Annotated in this window: 17 protein-coding genes; 12 read left to right on the top strand and 5 right to left on the bottom strand. The window is 41.9% G+C overall.

Annotated features, from left to right (window positions below):
- Positions 1–3 precede the first annotated feature (3 nt).
- The 7 genes from AB1A65_RS13065 (at position 4) to AB1A65_RS13095 (ending at position 7062) form a co-directional block, all read left to right on the top strand.
- Positions 4–2028 carry a S9 family peptidase gene (locus AB1A65_RS13065; RefSeq protein ID WP_366589878.1) on the top strand — a complete coding sequence of 675 codons (2025 nt, stop codon included), beginning with the start codon at positions 4–6 and terminating at the stop codon, positions 2026–2028.
- A 210-nt stretch (positions 2029–2238) separates the two neighbouring features.
- Positions 2239–3246 (top strand): ankyrin repeat domain-containing protein, encoded by a 1008-nt coding sequence (locus AB1A65_RS13070; protein WP_366589881.1) that lies wholly within the window; start codon positions 2239–2241, stop codon positions 3244–3246.
- 116 nt (positions 3247–3362) lie between these two features.
- Positions 3363–3938: a cyclic nucleotide-binding domain-containing protein gene (locus AB1A65_RS13075; RefSeq protein ID WP_366589883.1), complete on the top strand. Its 576-nt coding sequence runs from the start codon at positions 3363–3365 to the stop codon at positions 3936–3938.
- 66 nt (positions 3939–4004) lie between these two features.
- Positions 4005–4445, top strand: a complete 441-nt coding sequence (locus AB1A65_RS13080) for a carboxymuconolactone decarboxylase family protein (RefSeq protein ID WP_366589885.1) — start codon at positions 4005–4007, stop codon at positions 4443–4445.
- 105 nt (positions 4446–4550) lie between these two features.
- Complete coding sequence (locus AB1A65_RS13085; protein WP_366589887.1) at positions 4551–5135, top strand: hypothetical protein; 585 nt, start codon at positions 4551–4553, stop codon at positions 5133–5135.
- Positions 5136–5291: 156 nt separating this feature from the next.
- Positions 5292–5906, top strand: coding sequence for a hypothetical protein (locus AB1A65_RS13090; RefSeq protein WP_366589890.1), 615 nt, complete (start codon positions 5292–5294; stop codon positions 5904–5906).
- Between the two features lie 67 nt (positions 5907–5973).
- The gene (locus AB1A65_RS13095; RefSeq protein WP_366589892.1) at positions 5974–7062 is read left to right on the top strand and encodes a hypothetical protein; all 1089 of its coding nucleotides are present in this window, start codon (positions 5974–5976) and stop codon (positions 7060–7062) included.
- Between the two features lie 50 nt (positions 7063–7112).
- Here the strand turns inward: AB1A65_RS13095 and carB are convergent, their stop codons facing one another.
- Together carB and rpmH are read right to left on the bottom strand one after the other, a co-directional pair.
- On the bottom strand, positions 7113–9965 hold the full coding sequence (gene carB / locus AB1A65_RS13100; protein ID WP_366589895.1) for a carbamoyl-phosphate synthase large subunit: 2853 nt from the start codon (positions 9963–9965) through the stop codon (positions 7113–7115).
- Between the two features lie 98 nt (positions 9966–10063).
- On the bottom strand, positions 10064–10222 hold the full coding sequence (rpmH, locus tag AB1A65_RS13105; protein WP_072882462.1) for a 50S ribosomal protein L34: 159 nt from the start codon (positions 10220–10222) through the stop codon (positions 10064–10066).
- Positions 10223–10394: 172 nt separating this feature from the next.
- On the opposite strand from rpmH, the gene AB1A65_RS13110 reads away from it, so the two are divergent.
- Entirely contained in the window at positions 10395–10910 is a 516-nt protein-coding gene (locus tag AB1A65_RS13110; protein ID WP_366589897.1) for a DUF2892 domain-containing protein, read from the top strand.
- A gap of 128 nt (positions 10911–11038) precedes the next feature.
- Here AB1A65_RS13110 and AB1A65_RS13115 read toward each other — a convergent pair whose 3' ends face one another.
- Both AB1A65_RS13115 and AB1A65_RS13120 read right to left on the bottom strand, forming a co-directional pair.
- Entirely contained in the window at positions 11039–12001 is a 963-nt protein-coding gene (locus tag AB1A65_RS13115; protein ID WP_366589900.1) for a lytic transglycosylase domain-containing protein, read from the bottom strand.
- A 50-nt stretch (positions 12002–12051) separates the two neighbouring features.
- Positions 12052–12714 (bottom strand): alpha/beta hydrolase, encoded by a 663-nt coding sequence (locus tag AB1A65_RS13120; protein WP_366589902.1) that lies wholly within the window; start codon positions 12712–12714, stop codon positions 12052–12054.
- A 161-nt stretch (positions 12715–12875) separates the two neighbouring features.
- Between AB1A65_RS13120 and AB1A65_RS13125 the strand changes: the two genes are divergently transcribed.
- Positions 12876–13169, top strand: a complete 294-nt coding sequence (locus AB1A65_RS13125) for a GNAT family N-acetyltransferase (RefSeq protein ID WP_366589904.1) — start codon at positions 12876–12878, stop codon at positions 13167–13169.
- A 55-nt stretch (positions 13170–13224) separates the two neighbouring features.
- On the opposite strand, the gene mtaB is transcribed toward AB1A65_RS13125, so the two are convergent.
- On the bottom strand, positions 13225–14553 hold the full coding sequence (gene mtaB / locus AB1A65_RS13130) for a tRNA (N(6)-L-threonylcarbamoyladenosine(37)-C(2))-methylthiotransferase MtaB (RefSeq protein ID WP_366589906.1): 1329 nt from the start codon (positions 14551–14553) through the stop codon (positions 13225–13227).
- 205 nt (positions 14554–14758) lie between these two features.
- Between mtaB and AB1A65_RS13135 the strand changes: the two genes are divergently transcribed.
- The 3 genes from AB1A65_RS13135 to AB1A65_RS13145 all read left to right on the top strand — a co-directional run bounded on the left by AB1A65_RS13135 (position 14759) and on the right by AB1A65_RS13145 (position 18613).
- The gene (locus AB1A65_RS13135; RefSeq protein WP_366589908.1) at positions 14759–15391 is read left to right on the top strand and encodes a DUF2306 domain-containing protein; all 633 of its coding nucleotides are present in this window, start codon (positions 14759–14761) and stop codon (positions 15389–15391) included.
- Between the two features lie 141 nt (positions 15392–15532).
- Entirely contained in the window at positions 15533–16498 is a 966-nt protein-coding gene (locus AB1A65_RS13140) for a D-glycerate dehydrogenase (protein ID WP_366589910.1), read from the top strand.
- A 69-nt stretch (positions 16499–16567) separates the two neighbouring features.
- A complete protein-coding gene (locus AB1A65_RS13145; protein WP_366589912.1) occupies positions 16568–18613 on the top strand; it encodes an amidohydrolase family protein in 2046 nt (681 codons plus the stop codon).
- Positions 18614–18708: the final 95 nt, after the last annotated feature.

Genomic DNA, 18708 nt, shown 5'->3' on the forward strand with positions numbered 1-18708 from the left:
ACTATGAAAAAACTACTCAATTCAATGCTCTTGGTCGCTCTTATCCCTTTGGGATACGGCCAAGTAGAGTCCAACTTGGAACTCTTGGACATCTTTAACATGGAATACGTTTCTGACCCACAAATTTCACCGGATGGTTCTAAAATCATCTATGTCCGAAATTTTAAAGATGTGATGACAGACCGGAACCTATCTAATCTTTGGATCGTGAATTTTGATGGTTCCAACCATCGCCCGTTGACGACCGGAAACCAGAATGATTTTTACCCAAGATGGTCGCATGACGGTTCCAAAATCATTTTTAAGTCTAATATGGCTGATGACAAAATGAAACTGTACCTCATGTGGCTGGACACCAAGGAAACCATGGCCCTGACCAATACGCCGCAGACTCCTGGACAGGTTTCGTGGTCGCATGACGATAAGCATTTGGCTTTTACAATGTTCGTTCCCAAGGAAAACCCATCTATCGTGAAGCTTCCGGCCAAACCTGAAGGCGCCAAATGGAACGACCCGCCCAAATACATTGACCAAATGAATTATCGTGGCGATGGGCAAGGCTATTTGAAAGGTGGAAACACGCAATTGTTCACCTTGCCCATCAGCGGAGGTACGCCAAAACAACTCACTTTTACCGATTTTGATCACGGTGGACCCATTTGGTCCAAAGACAATTCCCATTTGTATTTCAGTGCTAACTTCCACAAGGATGAGGAATTTGAACCCGCCAACGGCGAAATTTATAGCATTAGTGTGACTGATGGGAAAATTACCCCCTTAACCGACCGTTTTGGCCCAGATGGCAATCCAGTTTTGTCCCCCGACGGTTCCAAAATTGCCTATTTGGGATTTGATGACCGTTTTCAAGGCTATCAGTTGACCCAATTGTATGTCATGAATACCGACGGCAGTGGTTCCCAACTCATCTCAGGAAATTTTGACCGCGATGTGGAGGATATGGCCTGGAACAGTAAGGGCAATGGATTTTATTTCAGTTATACCGACCAGGGTATGGGCAAATTGGCTTCAATTAGTTTATCGGGTTCAGTTGAAAACATCACCGACGAACTGGGCGGTCTTACCCTAGGGCGACCTTACAACGGGGCCAGTTTTTCAGCATCGACCAATGGCAAATTTGCATACACCTACGGAACCACAAAGCACCCTGCGGATTTGGCCGTGGTGGATATCAAAAAGAACAAAAAACGACTCACCGCATTGAATGACGACCTTTTTGCCTTCAAAAAATTGGGCAATGTTGAAGAGATTTGGTGGGAGTCGTCCTATGACCAACGTAAAATTCAGGGTTGGGTGGTTACGCCCCCAGATTTCGACCCTTCCAAAAAATATCCATTAATATTAGAGATTCATGGAGGGCCTTTCCAAAGCTATGGTTCGGTGTATTCCGCAGAGATTCAGGCATATGCAGCAGAGGGTTATGTAGTGTTCTACACAAATCCCAGAGGAAGCACGAGCTACGGAGAGGAGTTTGGGAACCTTATCCACCATGATTACCCCAACCACGATTACGAAGATCTTATGTCTGGTGTGGATGCGGTATTGGCCAAAGGTTATGTGGATGAAAACAACCTTTTTGTAACCGGAGGTAGCGGTGGCGGAGTGCTCACCGCATGGATTGTGGGCAAAACAGACCGATTTAAGGCTGCCGTTGTGGCCAAACCCGTCATCAACTGGACCAGTTTTGTGCTATATGCCGATGCCCTACCCTTCTTCTCCAAATATTGGTTTGGTAAAAAACCATGGGAAGACCCAGAAAACTATATGCGCCGCTCTCCTCTGACCTATGTGGGCAATGTGACCACACCCACCATGTTGTTGACCGGTGAAGAGGACTACCGCACCCCCATTGCAGAATCTGAACAGTTTTACGCTGCCCTAAAATTGCAAAATGTGGAAACCGCCATGGTTCGTATTCCTGGAGCATCGCACGGGATTGCGAATCGGCCCAGCAATTTAATTGCCAAAATTGCCAGTGTTTTGGCGTGGTTTGAGAAATATAAAAAGTAATTATAGTAACCGACTGGTTAAAAGCCCGTGTTACAAGTGTAATTCGGGCTTTTACTTTTAAGCAGCTATTGCCCCACATAGTTCATCCAACATTTCAAAAAGGGCATTCGTCAGATCGCGAAGCAATACTTTTATTTCTTTTTTACTTTCACCATGCTACAACCAAACACTGGCATTGCTATGCCATAATGTAACTTTTAAAACAATATAATGAGTGCAAGTTTAGACGTGACCAATATGCTGGTTCAAGCGGTAGATAACGGAAATGTTGAGATGGTGCAAGAAGCATTGGGCAAGGGTGCAGCCCCAAACACGGTTTTTAATAGTGATTGGGGCTGGAATGTTTTGGATAGAGCCATCTATCATGGTAATATTCCTATCATTGAAATGCTTTTGGAGGCAGGTGCAGATGTTAATCACCTCGATGCCCAAAATGAAAACTGCCTTTTTAAGGTAATTGATTTGAACAACCTTGGCCTAGTAAGGAAAATTGTGAAAAAAGGGGCACATGTGAACCAAGTTTCAAAGGATCAAGGATTGACCCCAATTTGTATTTCCTTAATCAATAGAAATCTTTCCATATCCCAATATTTATCGAAAAAAGGAGCCAAGATCAACCCTTTTGAGCCTGATGGTAGTGTTCCCTTTTCCATTGTAATTGATAATGCTGAAGGAGATGAAGACCTTTCACCCCTCATCGATTTTTTGATTGATTCCGGCTTGGATATCAATGCCCAAGATTATAAGGGCTGGACCGCTATTATGAAGACCATTAAAAAAGGGATGAAGAAAACATTCAAACACCTTATTAAAAAGGGAGCTGATGTCAATCTTCAAAATAATGATGGTAACAATCCTATTTTTGAAGCTGCCCTTAAGGATGATCCAGAATTCCTTAAGATAATTTTATCAGCAGGAGGTGATGTCGAAAATTCACTTCCCTCAGGATTTTCACCATTAATGGCTGCTTGCAAAATGGGGTTTCAACAAAGTAGTGAATTGCTCGTGAATGCCGGTGCAAACGTTAACAAAAAAGATGGAGCTGGCCTAACCCCATTAATGTATGCGGCCACTTCCAATATAGAAATTGTAAGAATGCTCATCAAAAACCAAGCTGATTCAAAAACAACATGTAACCAAGGCAAAACAGCACTTGATTATGCCAAAGAGTTTGATAACCAAGAAGCCTACGATGAATTAAAGAAGTCAAAAGGATAGTACTTTGAGGCCATTTGCTAAAACATGGGAAGTCCACTTTACTACTATGTGATTGTGGTTTTTTTATCAACTCCAATTGGGTTAAAAAATTGCTTTCTTCCTACTTTTGAACAACTATGTCAGAACAACTCTTTTCCCATATCAATACATATGTTCCCATCAGTAATGAAGATTTTGAAGGAATCAGCAGTTTTTTTGAATTCCAAAATGTGTCCAAAAAAAAGACTTTGATGGAAGCTGGAACATCTTGCGCCTATAATTATTTTGTGCTACAAGGCTGCCTCCATATGTACTATACCAATGAAAAGGGAATGGAGCGAACTGTTCAATTTGCCATTGACAATTGGTGGATGACCGATTGTTTGGCCTATTTGAACCGAACCAGAACCGATTTTAATATACAAGCGTCCGAAGACACAAAGTTACTCTCCATCAGTTTTGAAAAGCAAGAACAACTGCTCAAAGCATTTCCGCAGCTCGAACGTTATTTTAGGATTATGTACCAAATTGGGTACGGGGCTTCCATCATGAAAATGAAATATCTTTTTGATTTTTCCAAAGAAGAAATCTATCTGCACTTTACCGAACATTATCCCGATTTTGCCCAACGTGTCCCCCAATATTTGATTGCTTCATTTTTAGGTCTCACCCCAGAGTATGTGAGCGAGATACGTGCAAAAAAGCGTTCTTAAACCTGTTTAAGTTTTTTGGACAACGTTTGGAATACCTTCGTTCTACATTCAAAAAACAATTAAAAAATGGAAAAAAGAATTCAAATTGATGTCTTAGAACCTCAAGCTTTCAATGCCATGTTTGGGCTGGAAAAATATATGCAAGAGGGAAAATTAAGTAAAACACATTACGAGCTTATCAAGATTAGGGCCAGCCAAATCAATGGCTGCGCATTTTGTATAAATATGCACACCAAGGAGGCCATAAAACTGGGCGAGAATCCACAGCGTTTGTTTTTATTGGACGCCTGGTGGGACACCGAACTCTATTCTGAAGAGGAACAAATTGTACTTAAGATCACGGAAGAAGTTACACTGATTCATGAAAATGGCTTAACATCCGAGACTTATCAAAAAGCCATGAAATTGTTCGGTGAGAACTATCTGGCTCAAATCATCATGGCCGTGGTGACCATAAATGCTTGGAACCGGATTGCCATTAGTACCCACAAACCCCTTGATAGATAAGGTTTACAATTGTAACAGATGATAAAAAGGCCCCACAAAATGGGGCCTTTCAGCATTATTCCCTGTTTGATTTTCAAATTGTTTACTTTTAATCAAACCTGAACCATGAAAATAACGTCTTATCTTTTATTTATCCTGTGTGTTACTGTCTCCTTATGTTCCTGCCTAGATGTAAAAAAAGAAAGCTCCGAAGAAACCAATAGCATCCAAGATTTCGTTAAAGTACGTGTTAAGGATGAGTACAGCATCAGTGTCCCCAAGGTTATGCAAAAGACCACCGCTTTAAATAGTGACGCTTCCTTGCAATACCAAAACATTCATAAAGAAATTTATACTATAGTAATTGATGAATCTAAACAAGAGTTTTTGGATACATTGGAAGAGCTGGGGTATAAGGAAAAATACCATATTGGACTTTATCGGGATATACAATTAAAAAGGCTTGCAAGTAGAATGAACATTACGCATCAATCTGATTTTAAACCGATGATGATTTCAGGATTGAAGGCGGAATCAGTTGAATTGGATGGCAAAGTAGACAACATTGAAGATGAACTCTCCTATTTCCTGACCTTTGCAGAAGGAAATGACAAGATTTATATGATTATGTCATGGACCTTGAAGCATAGAAAGCAAGAACACAAAAATACACTCTTAAAAATAGTCAAGTCCTTTGAACTTATTGATTAAACCTTAATCAACTTAGGGTAAAATTAAGGTTGTGAAAAACAATATCATTCCCATGCAGTTCATCCGATTTTCTGCACCTTCCATCTTGATATCGGTTGGTGATAATGAATGGATTATTACCTTTATATGTTTAAAACCTAAATTCTACTTAACCCCATGAGAAAAAGCCTATCTTTTGTAATCCCTATGTTTATTTTAGTATTCTTCTCCTTACTGTCATGCAGTGGAGAAGATGGCACCAATGGTCTGGATGGGAGGGACGGTATCAATGGTAATGATGGTATTGACGGTGCGGATGGATTAAACAGCTTAATAACCACGGTAATAGAACAACCAGGAGTAAACTGTTCTAATGGTGGCTACAGAATTGATGTTGGATTGGACACCAACGACAATGGTGAACTTGAGGCCGGGGAAGTGGAAAGCTCCGAATATCTATGCAATGCCGACCCAACTGGTTTCACCTACCAAACCTATGTCTCATTATTGAACCAAACGGACACGGACAATCCGGTGGCCACTGTGGTGGAAAATTCATTGGGCCTCTCAATTTCGTGGGCCAGGGAATCCCAAGGTATATATTTAGGAACTTTAGACAGGTCCATAGACATTGGGAAAACCGTAATCTTTTACAGTACGCCTAGTAGTCATACCGGTGTTCGTGGAGAACTGGTGGGTGATAACCAAGTACGATTGGAACTTCAAAATGGAATCAATGTCTTTGCGGATAATTTCAGTAATTTATCATTTGAATTAAGGGAGTACGAATAATTCAGCTGTATACTCCAAGAAACAAGTGTTACGTCTTTATTTCGACATATCAATTTTTAAATAGATCATGAAAAAAATTACCCCACTCATTGTACTGATGTTCATTATCTGTACATCATCTTACGGACAGAATTCTTTTCCCGCTTCAGGAAATGTAGGAATTGGGACTCTCTCCCCTGCCTTCAACCTTGACGTTGTAGGTTCAATAAATGCCTCACAACTATTCGTTACGGACCTGGTAGTAGATGGGGCTCCAGTACAGAGTTCACCTTGGACCGTCTCTGGGAATGATGCCTTTTACTCAGGAGGAAACATTGGAATAGGAACAGCTAGTCCTGCCTACACTTTGGATGTGGACGGCACCTTGAATGCCACCAATATTTTGTTGAACGGAGCGGCTCTGTCCACTCCTTTGTGGAGCCTGAATGGTGGTAATGCCTATTTTAACTCTGGTAATGTTGGTGTTGGCACAGATACTCCAGGATATTTATTGGATGTTGATGGGTCCTTTAACGCAACAAGTATATTCCTTAACGGGACCGCTTTACAGAATTCTCCTTGGGAAACTTCAGGAAACGATGTCTATTACAATACAGGAAATATTGGTGTTGGAACGGACACTCCAGGTTATACACTGGATGTAGACGGTAGTTTGAATGCTACTAATATCTTTTTAAACGGATCTTCCATCGCAGGAGACCTTTCTCCTTGGACTACTTCTGGAAATGATATTTCGTATTCCACTGGAAATGTAAGTATCGGTACAACAACTGTTCCAGCGGGTTACATGGTAGCTGTTGACGGTACCATGATTGCTGAAGGTGTAACGGTTTTATTGAGCGAGGATTGGCCAGATTTTGTTTTTGCAAAAAGCTATGACCTTCTTAGCTTACAGGAAATTGAGGCCTACATAATACAGAATGGGCATCTTCCTAATGTACCCAGTGCTGAAGAAATTAAAAAAGACGGGGTTGACCTTGGGCTAATGGACGCGAAATTGCTCCAAAAGATTGAAGAGTTGACCTTGCATACCATTCAACAGCAAAAAGAAATCGACAGCCTTAAGAACATCAATAAAACTCTGAGCGAACAGAACAAACTCATCAATACCCTTTCTGACCGATTGGATAAAATTGAAAAAACGTCAAATAAATAGAATAAAAAAGGGCCGTTAATTAGCGGCCCTTTTTTTATCGACATTTTTCTTTATTTGCTCAAATACATCTTTCGTCGAGAATACAGATTGTAAAACTCATCGTCCTTAAGACTATCAATGAACAGAATACTTTCTCCGGTACTCTTCATCTCTGGTCCTAGATTTTTGTTCACATTCGGAAACTTATTGAACGAGAATACCGGTTGTTTTATGGCATAGCCATCCAAATGTGGGTTGAATTTGAAGTCCTTGATTTTCTTTTCGCCCAACATCACTTTAGTGGCAAAATTCACATATGGTTCACCGTAAGCCTTGGCAATAAAAGGAACCGTTCTAGACGCTCTGGGATTAGCCTCAATGATGTAGACCGTATCATCTTTGATTGCAAACTGAATGTTGATCAATCCTACCGTGTTTAAGGCTAGAGCAATTTTTTTGGTATGGTCTTTTATCTGTTGCATCACAAATTCCCCCAAATTAAAAGGTGGTAGGGTTGCGTTGGAGTCCCCTGAGTGAATACCGCAAGGCTCAATGTGCTCCATAATTCCAATAATGTAAACATCTTCCCCATCACAAATAGCATCCGCTTCCGCTTCAATAGCACCATCCAAATAATGATCTAAAAGTAATTTGTTGTTGGGTATACTTCGAAGTAACGACACTACATGGGCTTCCAAATCTTCTTTATTGATTACAATTTTCATTCCTTGACCTCCCAAAACGTAAGAAGGTCTTACCAAAAGTGGAAACCCTAGTTCTTCGGCCAAATCCAGGGCTTCATCAGCGGTTTCTGCAACTCCAAATCTGGGATAAGGGATGTCGTTATCTTTTAACAAGGTGGAGAAACTACCCCTATCTTCAGCCAAATCCAAGGATTTAAAGCTTGTACCGATGATGTTGATACCATACTTATCCAGCTTTTCAGCCAGTTTCAATGCAGTTTGACCTCCCAACTGTACAATAACACCCTCGGGCTTTTCATGAAGAATAATATCGTAGATATGTTCCCAGAAAACGGGCTCAAAATAAAGTTTGTCCGCCGTATCAAAATCTGTTGAAACGGTTTCGGGGTTACAATTGATCATTATAGTCTCATAACCGCATTCCGAAGCAGCCAAGACCCCATGCACACAGCAGTAATCAAACTCAATTCCCTGCCCTATCCGGTTAGGCCCTGAGCCCAGCACCACAATTTTCTTCTTATCGGTCACTACACTGTCGTTAGCCACATAGCGGTCACCATTCGGAGTTTCAATTTCCTCTTCAAAAGTGGAATAGTAATAGGGAGTTACCGCTTTAAACTCAGCGGCACAGGTATCTACCAGTTTGTAGACCCTATTGATTTTCAATTCCATACGCTTGCTATGCACCTCACTCTCCCAACAATCCAACATATGTGCAATTTGCCTATCGGCGAAACCTTTTTGCTTCGCTTCCAACATCAAGGCTTTTGGCAAACTTTCAATGGTATATTTTGAAATTTCCATTTCCAAAAAATGTAATTCTTCATATTGTTTTAAGAACCACATATCTATTTTGGTAATCTCATGGATGCGTTTCAACGGGATCCCCAATTGAATGGCATCATAAATTACAAAAACTCTATCCCAACTGGGTACCTTTAATTTATGGATTATTTTTTCATAATCCTTATACCCTTTTCCATCAGCACCTAAACCATTTCGTTTTATTTCAAGGGATTGTGTGGCTTTGTGCAAGGCTTCTTGGAACGAACGACCAATGCCCATCACCTCACCAACAGATTTCATTTGGAGGCCAAGAGTTCGGTCTGACCCTTCAAACTTATCAAAGTTCCATCTTGGAATTTTTACGATGACATAGTCCAACGTGGGCTCAAACAAGGCTGAAGTAGACTTGGTAATTTGGTTATCCAACTCATCCAAGGTATACCCAATGGCCAATTTAGCAGCGATTTTAGCAATGGGATACCCCGTTGCTTTTGAAGCCAAGGCTGAAGATCGTGACACCCTAGGATTGATCTCAATGGCGATAATCTCTTCTTTTTCATCCGGACTTACCGCAAACTGCACATTACACCCTCCGGCAAAATCCCCGATGCTGCGCATCATGTGGATGGCCATATCGCGCATGCGCTGAAACGTCCTGTCCGAAAGGGTCATTGCAGGTGCCACAGTGATGGAATCCCCTGTATGAATCCCCATCGGGTCCATATTTTCAATAGTACAGATAATGACCACGTTGTCATTCTTATCGCGAAGCAACTCTAATTCGTACTCCTTCCAGCCCATCATGGCCTTATCAATCATTACCTCATGGATGGGCGAAACTTCCAGACCATGGCTCAGTACATCGTCAAATTTTTCTGGCTCGTATACAATCCCTGCCCCAGCACCTCCAAGCGTAAAGGAAGCCCGTATCACCAAGGGGAAACCAAATTCCTGGGCTATTTCTTTTCCCTTTAAAAACGAAGTAGCAGTAGCTTGTGGTGCCATTCCCACTCCTATTTTTGTCATGAGTTCCCTAAACTTCTCCCTGTCTTCAGTAATATTGATCGCATCAATGTCCACACCAATGATTTCCACTCCAAAATCTTCCCAAATTCCTTTTTCATCCGCCTCAATGCACAAATTCAATGCAGTTTGTCCGCCCATGGTAGGCAGCACGGCATCCACATTGGGGTGTTTTTTCAATACCTCAATAATGGATTTGGTGGTAAGCGGTTTTAAATAGATATGGTCCGCCATCACGGGGTCGGTCATGATTGTGGCAGGGTTACTGTTGATCAAAATGGTCTCTATCCCATCCTCTTTTAAGGACCGTAGGGCCTGGGAACCAGAATAATCGAACTCACATGCCTGACCAATAATGATGGGGCCAGAACCAATAATCAAAATGGATTTTAAATCTTTTCTTTTAGGCATTTTCTATAGGGTGTTACTCGTTTTCTTTTGTTGATACGTCAAAAAAAAGGTGTTACTGGAAAAGTAACACCTTTAGATATAAAACTAAAATACAGTCATTATTTTTTATGTCTTGGCTCAGAGGAAACTGTTAATCTTTTTCTTCCTTTGGCTCTTCTTCTCGCAAGAACTTTTCTACCATTGGCAGTCGCCATGCGCTCCCTAAAACCATGCTTGTTTCTTCTCTTCCTTTTTGACGGCTGATACGTTCTTTTCATTTCGGAACTCTTTTAATGGATTTTGTTTGTGGGAAGGTAATTTCTTCCCGAAAAATTCTGGGCGCAAATATACAAAGACTTTTTATTTTGACAAGTCAACCCCAAAAATATTTAAATTAGTTTTTAGTACTTTTGCCAGCGCTAAACAAAAGGTATAAATCAACTCGCAACTATGTTCAATAAAAACATCAAACTTGTTATCGCCGCATTGATTATTGGGTATGCCGTTTACCAGTTTATTGAAGGGTATATTGGCAACGGAATAGCCTTGATCCTGTTTTCATTGATCTTCATTTTCCTTTATTTTAGAAACGAAATGATTTTGTTGGCCTTTCTTCGGATGCGAAAACAGGATATGGAAGGCACCCAAAAGTGGCTGGACAAAATCAAAAATCCATCCGCTGCCTTGATAAAAAAGCAACAAGGCTACTATAACTACTTGCACGGTATCATCTACTCCCAAAAGAACCTCACCCAAGCGGAAAAATACTTTAAACAGGCTCTAAAATTCGGCCTAACCATGGATTATGATGTGGCCATGACCAAATTGAGCTTGGCGGGCATTGCCATGCAAAAGCGAAGAAAGCGCGAGGCCACCCAATTGCTGCAGGAAGCCAAAAAGTTGGACAAAAACAACATGCTTACCGAACAGATCAAGATGATGCAGCAGCAGATGAAGAAAATCTAGAGGTAAAAAATCCCAAATTACAAAACCTAAATTCCAATATCCTTTTTTTGGAATTTGGAGCTTGGAGCTTAGTGCTTGGTTTATGAGAATCCAGAATGCGTATTCATAATCCCCTATCTGTTTTTAAACTACTGCCCAGCACTCCCAACTCTATAATACCCTTTATTCGGGATTTCAATGGTGTATTTTTTTCGGGAGGCGTTGTTCAAATGGGGTTCACGCAACCAAGGGTTGTGGCGTTTCAAAACTTTGTAGTTGATTTCGTAAAGTTCTGCAAAATCGGCCCAATTGGCCACAGCTGTATCCACTTCTACCGTAAACGTGGGCACTTTTTGGTACATATCTTCCTCCTCTAACTGAAAACCATACTTATCACGATTAGACAGAATTTCCTTTATGGCCAAAATACGGAACACATATCTACCGGTCTCTTGCCCCAATAGTAAATCGTAGTAGTCATCCACCTGTTGAATGCCCATATATTTTTGAATTCCGGCTGGTCCTGCATTGTACGCAGCAGCGGTCAAGGTCCAGTTGCCAAAACGTTTTTTCCATTTATTCAGGTAATCGCAGGCCACCTGGGTAGATTTTTCAACATGATAACGTTCGTCCACATTATCGTTCACCTCTAATCCGTACTCCCTTCCGGTACCTTTCATGATTTGCCAAAAACCGGTTGCTCCTGCTGGAGAAACCAAATTTTCAAGACCACTTTCGGCCACGGCCAAATATTTAAAATCATCAGGGATACCATTCTTTTTGAGGATGGGTTCAATAATGGGAAAGTATTTGTTGGCGCGCTTCATCAACAAAAGGGCATTGGATTGCCAATACGTGTTCACCAAGAACTCGCGGTCCACGCGTTCCATGATCTCTGGGTCTTCCTGAGGGACAGGTTCACCTGCAAAGTTTAAATCTTCCGGAATGTCTATGGCGCTTATCTGATAGGTATCAGCTACATTTTTATCCTTGGCAACAGCTTCCTTCACGGTAGGGATTTCTTCAACTTCATCCGACTGTACGGCAAAAATTAGTGTGCTCACCACAGCGACCAATCCTATTAAAACCAATATATTTTTTAGGTATTTCATAGCAAAATAATTTATTTGAGTACTGTAAAGATACTATTATAAAGACGAATTTATTCTAAAATAATTGTGGGGAGATGCTCATTGAACCACTTTGCCCTGTGGATAATCATAGCATGGGTACCATTTTTTACGCCGATGCATTCTTTTATATTGACAATGGGAAAAACTGCATCCTTTTCACCTTGAATATGCACCAGATTTCTTGGTGGTTTGGTTTGCGCCCAATTCACGATTTGGTCAATGGACCAATCGATGTAATGCTTATCTCGGACCGAAAGATATTTCTCATATAGATCCAATCGTTTGGTAACGGTTTCCCCAAAAGCATATTTGGCCAAAAGTTCCACATTGTTCACTAGGCCCGTGGGCAACAACTTGTGGGCCTTGGTATACTTGGCGAATAACATTCGTTTGGGGAGCTCATTCTTGGATTTCACACATGAAATGGCTATGATTTTCTTGGTCTGAATGATCTTTGCCATTTCCTGCACCAACAATCCCCCAAAAGAAACCCCCACAAGTACAGGGTTTTTATGTTTTATTCCACTGCACATTTGTTGGGCGTAGTGCTCAAGGCTCATCCCTTTTTCTGGCAAAAACCACTCCAGCGTATGGGTCTCAAAAGTAGCTTCGGGAAGTTTTATTCCATCAAAAATGGATGGATTGGCTGCCATCCCGGGCATGAAGTAGACATGGATTTTCTTGTCGGACATTTCACACCAAATATCGACAAGGTCTAGGAAATTAACAATATTTTGACTAATTTTGTATCCCTTTTATAACTAACCCCACCTATTTGAACATATTTTGTAACAAGGGGACACCAAATTACCGTTTTGGTAATCGTACGGTATCAATTTAAAAACAGTACTATATGACAGAAATGGAAATTAACGACAATAGTTTCTTGCGCCAATTTGAAACTAGGGTCAATGGGCATTTAGCCAAAATTGAATACTCTTCCCAAGAGCGTAAGGTATTTTTGACCAAGCTGGTAATTCCAGAAGAAATCACCCAAGAGGGCTTTAAAGAAACTTTTATCAAAGCCGTTTTAAACGAGATTCAAGAGAAAAACCTAAGGGTAGTGCCTACAAGCCCACACATAGCTGGTTTTTTGAGAAAGAACAGACAATACAAAGAGATGCTGCCCGTAGGCATCCGAATCTGACCTAACCAGACCACTTACAAAAGACATTGGACCTCTCAGAAATGGGAGGTTTTTTTTATGCCGACACCGATTCAGAAACAAACTGAAACCGCACCAAACCATCCTCATCAATTTCGGTAAGTTCCACTTGGTGCAAGGTGTTGACCAACTCCGGATTCCAAGGCGCCTTTACTTTTACATAGTTCTCGGTGAAACCGTGAATGTATCCCGATTTGTTTTCCCCTTCAAACAACACAGTCCTTACACCGCCCAACTGACTTTCATAAAAAGCCCGTCTCTTTTTAGCCGATAGTCCTCGGAGCATTTTACTTCGTTTGCTCCGCACCTTTTTAGGAACCACTTGGTCCATTTCTGCGGCCAAAGTGTTGTCTCGTTCAGAATAGGTGAACACGTGTAGGTACGAGATGTCCAATTCGTTCAAAAAATGGTAGGTTTCCAAGAAATGTTCATCAGTTTCGCCTGGGAATCCCACAATCACATCCACTCCAATACAAGCATGGGGCATGGCTTCCTTGATGCGTTTTACCCGGTCGACATACAAATTGGAAAGATAGCGACGACGCATCAACTTTAAGATTTCATCACTCCCGCTTTGCAGAGGAATATGAAAATGTGGCACAAAGGAATTGCTCCGGGCCACAAAATCTATCGTCTCATTCTTTAACAGATTGGGCTCAATGGAAGATATACGAAGTCGATGTATACCTTCGATTTGATCAAGTGCTTTCACCAAGTCCAAAAAAGTGTGCTTATGTTTTTTATTGCCAAATTCTCCCTTGCCATAGTCCCCAATGTTTACACCTGTCAACACAATCTCTTTAATGTCTTTTGACGCTATCTCCCTGGCATTCAGTAAAACATTTTCCAAAGAGTCGCTCCGAGATATGCCACGCGCCAATGGAATGGTACAATAGGTACATCTGTAATCACATCCGTCCTGCACCTTTAAAAAAGCCCGGGTGCGATCCCCAATGGCATAGCTGCCCACATAGAAATCAGCTTCCTCTATTTCGCAGGAATGTACCTCTCCCCCATCGTTTTTGGTGAGGTCGTTCAGGTAATCGGTAATCTTGAACTTTTCGGTAGCGCCCAGTACCAAATCTACCCCATCCACAGCTGCAAGTTCCTCTGGTTTCAATTGGGCGTAGCAGCCTACGGCAGCCACAAAGGCGTCTGGATTACCTTTTTGGGCCTGTCTTACAATGGTTTTGAAACGCTTATCCGCATTCTCCGTAACCGAACAGGTATTGATCACATAAATGTCCGCTCTTTCGGAAAAGTCCACACGCTCAAAATCTTCCTTTTCAAAACTTCGGGCAATCGTGGAAGTTTCGGAGAAATTGAGTTTGCAACCCAGCGTATAAAAAGCGACTTTCTTGCTCATTGAACCACTTCTTGTTTCAGGGCCGCAAAGATAGTGATTTGTTGAGAGTTGTGACAATGTGTCGGCGTATGTCAAAATTATGTAAGTCAACGGTTAACATATACACCCTATTTTGAAACAACACTTATTTTATCTTAAATTAGGAGCTTATCAACAGAATGACTCATAAAAATTTTGAATCCCTCTTAGTATAATCCCATTACAAATGAAGAAAATTATCCATAAAACCACATGGTGGATATTTGCCAGTCTCTGTATTTTGGTAGGGCTTTATCCCGCAATCTACTTCTTAATTGACCGACATTTTGGGTTATTATCATCCAAAACGCAGGAACTTTTGGCCGATCAGCTATGGAATATTGGTTTTTACGGACATATTGTTTTGGGAGGGATTGCATTGTTGATTGGCTGGATGCAGTTTAGCTCAAAACTTAGAAGAAAAAGGATGCGACTACATAGAACCGTTGGGAAAATTTATGTGGTAACGGTATTGATAAGTGGTGTTTGCGGAATTTACATTGCCCAATTCGCTACTGGAGGAATCACTAACGTAATAGGGTTTTCATTGAGTGGGATTGTTTGGTTGATCACTACTCTTCTGGCTTACAATGCCGTAAAGAATGGAAACATTAAAGCCCACCAAAATTTTATGATTTACAGCTATGCTGTCTGCTTTTCTGCAGTGACCCTAAGAATTTGGCTCCCCCTCTTAATGGCAATCACTGGAGATTTTATTTCGGCCTATCTTATTGTTGGCTGGCTAAGCTGGGTTCCCAATTTGGCTGTCGCTTATTTCATAATAAAAAGGCAGCAAAGAAAAGAGGCTGTGATGGTCTAACTGGAGCGCCCCAATGAGTGCCTTGGAATTTTAAACTGGGCATTATAACGAATCGTTTCCGATTTGTTCCAATCCATTATCAGAGGAATTCAAAAAACGTAAAAAATGTACCTTTAGGTGTAAACCGCACCAAGAGCCTCTATGCCAAAAAAAGTATTCCTCAGTTTAAAATATCCCCAGCTCGCCATTGATATGCTTGAAAAAGCTGGGTTCAACATCACCATCAACAAAAGCAACAATCCCATTCCACAGGACGAGTTAATCAACATCTGTAAAGAACATGATGCCCTTTTAAGTACGGGTTCCAATAAGATTGATACCTATTTTCTGGAGCAATGCCAACACCTTGACATTATATCCCAATTTGCTGTGGGGTATGACAATATCGATGTACAAGCCGCCAAAAAAAATGGGATTGTCATCGGAAACGCCCCGGGAGCCATGACGGAAGCCACCGCCGATGTGGCTTTTGGATTGATGATTATGGTTTCTCGCAAAATGGTTCATATGCACAAAACCATTCAAAAGGGTCTGTGGAATCATTTTGTTCCCACGGCCAACCTTGGTTTTGAGCTCGATGGCAAAACCTTGGGCGTTTTTGGACTGGGAACCATTGGTAGGGTCATGGCCAAACGTTGCAAAGCCGCTTATGGCATGAATATTATCTACCACAATCGCTCTAAAAATCAAGAAGCTGAAGAAAAGTTGGGTGCGCAATATGTTTCTTTTGATGAATTGTTGAGCCAAAGCGATATCATTTCGGTACACTGTAACTTAACCGAGGAAACCAAAGGTGTATTCAACAAGGAAGCATTCAACAGAATGAAGAATAGCGCTATTTTCATCAACACTTCGCGCGGTGGGGTCCATAATGAGATTGATTTGATTGAAGCCTTGAAAAATGGTTCCATTTGGGGCGCTGGACTGGATGTCACCGACCCCGAACCCATGCAGCCGGACAACCCTTTACTCCAAATGGAAAATGTTGCCGTACTGCCCCATATTGGCTCTTCAACCGTGGAAGCCCGTAACGAAATGGCCCGTATGTCCGCACAGAACATCATCGACTTCTACAAAACCGGAACCATACCCTATCCAGTTCACTAGTTCCCTATAAAATATCGGTGGCATTGGTTAAAAATCCATAACTTCAACCAATACTAAAATCCGACTTATATGAAACTCCGTTTACTGCTACTGGGCCTTGTTGTCCTAGCTAGCTATTCCTGCAAAAAAGAGCAGACTTCATCGCTTGCCAATCATCAAGGTGATGAGACGTACACCGTAATTGTTGGTGAAAACAAAGTGGGCCATCTAAAAACCCAAATTTCTGGTGATACCATCCAAATTGATTACGATTATAAGAATAATGGCCGTGGCCCAACTTTAAAGGAAACCATTGTGCTCAATGCCGAAGGTTACCCAATAGATTGGAAAATCACGGGAAACACTACGTTTGGCAATGCCGTGGATGAGCATTTTACCTTGGAAGGTGAAAATGCCTCTTGGACCGATGCGACAGGTTCAGGAAGTACCACCGTGGATGCTCCTCAATTGTATGTGAATCAATTTGGAAGCCCTTACTCATCCGTTTTGGCCGCTAGACTGTTGTTGAATGCCCCGGAAAACACAATGCCTGTACTTCCAGCGGGCAACCTTACACTAACAAAAATGGAAAGCTTGAGTGTTCCCAATCCTTCGGGTGATGGCGAATTGGCCCTTACCACTTATGCCCTATCCGGCGCGGAACTTAATCCCTCCTATTTTATTTTGGATGATTCGCAAAAATTCTTCGCATCCATAACCCCACGATACATTGTAATTCGTGAAGGATACGAAGCCGTGGAAAAAGACATGCGCCAATTGTCTGAAAATTATTCAGCAGAACGCTATGAGAACCTGCAAAAAGAGTTTGCCCACAATTACGACGGTAAAGTCAGAATCCGTAATGTGCGGGTTTTTAACCCCGAGAGCTTATCGCTGACCGACCCCGTTTCTGTTGTGGTGGAAGGTGATAAAATCTCAGCTATTGAGGCTCCAGATGCTTCAGCAGAGGGTGAAGTAGCAATTGAAGGCAATGGAGGCACATTGGTGCCAGGGCTTTTTGAAATGCATGCCCATACCGGAGACGAAGGTGCCCTGCTGAATGTATTGGCTGGGGTGACCTCCTTCCGGGATATGGGGAATGATACCGAGGTTTTGAGCAATCTCATTGAAAAAATTGAGTCCGGTGTATTGGCGGGTCCAAGAATAACCCGATTGGGTTTTATAGAGGGTAAGAGTCCGTATAACAGCAACAATGGCATTTTGGTGGAAACCAAGGAAGAAGCTTTGGCCGCTGTGGACACTTATGACAGTCTTGGATTTTATGGTGTTAAACTCTACAACAGCATGAATGGCGATTGGGCCCCGGACATTGTAAAAAAAGCCCATGACCAAGGCCTTTTTGTTACAGGGCACGTGCCTGCATTTTCCAATGCCAATGCCATGCTAAGGGCCGGTTTTGATGAAATGACACACATTAATCAAACCATGTTGGGATGGGTCTTGGAGCCTGAGGAGGACACCCGAACCCTTTTGCGGCTTACCGCCATGAAACGTTTCCCTGAGTTGGATTTGAACAGTCCAAAAGTACAGGAGACCATGGACTTGTTCGTAACCAACAAAACCGCCATTGACCCTACACTGGCCATCCATGAAATGTTGATGCTATCCCGCAATGGAGAGGTCACACCTGGAACTGTGGATTATATCGACCATATGCCACCCAACGAGCAACGTAGCTTAAAAGTGGCTCTGGCACAAATAGCAGATGAAGAAGAGGATAAAGCCTATCGCGAAGCGTATGCCAAAATTGTGGAAACTCTGAATATGATGAAGGACAAAGGCATCCTAATAGTGGCTGGGACCGATTTAGGCGGCGCGTTTAATTTGCACCGCGAGTTGGAATTGTACAACCAACAATTGGGCTACACCCCGGCCGAACTTCTAAAATTGGCCTCATACGATATGGCCGAGTATTTGGGTAAGGAAGATTTGGGCAGTATTGAGCCCGGAAAACTGGCCGATTTCTTTTTGGTGCCCGGCAATCCAGTAGAGGATATTAAGGCCATTAAGACCATCGCTCTAGTGTCCAAGGGCGGTACCTTCTACTACCCAACGGAGGTCTACCCTGCCTTTGGGATAACTCCATTTACGGAAAAACCAGAAGTAAAAGAATGAGTTTAATACTAACAATTTTTAAAAAGCCAGTGGTGAGTTAACTGCTGGCTTTTTTGTTTTACATACACCAAATCACTCGCAAACAACAAGTTATG

The sequence above is a fragment of the Allomuricauda sp. ANG21 genome (genome assembly GCF_040705235.1).
GTDB lineage: Bacteria > Bacteroidota > Bacteroidia > Flavobacteriales > Flavobacteriaceae > Flagellimonas > Flagellimonas marina.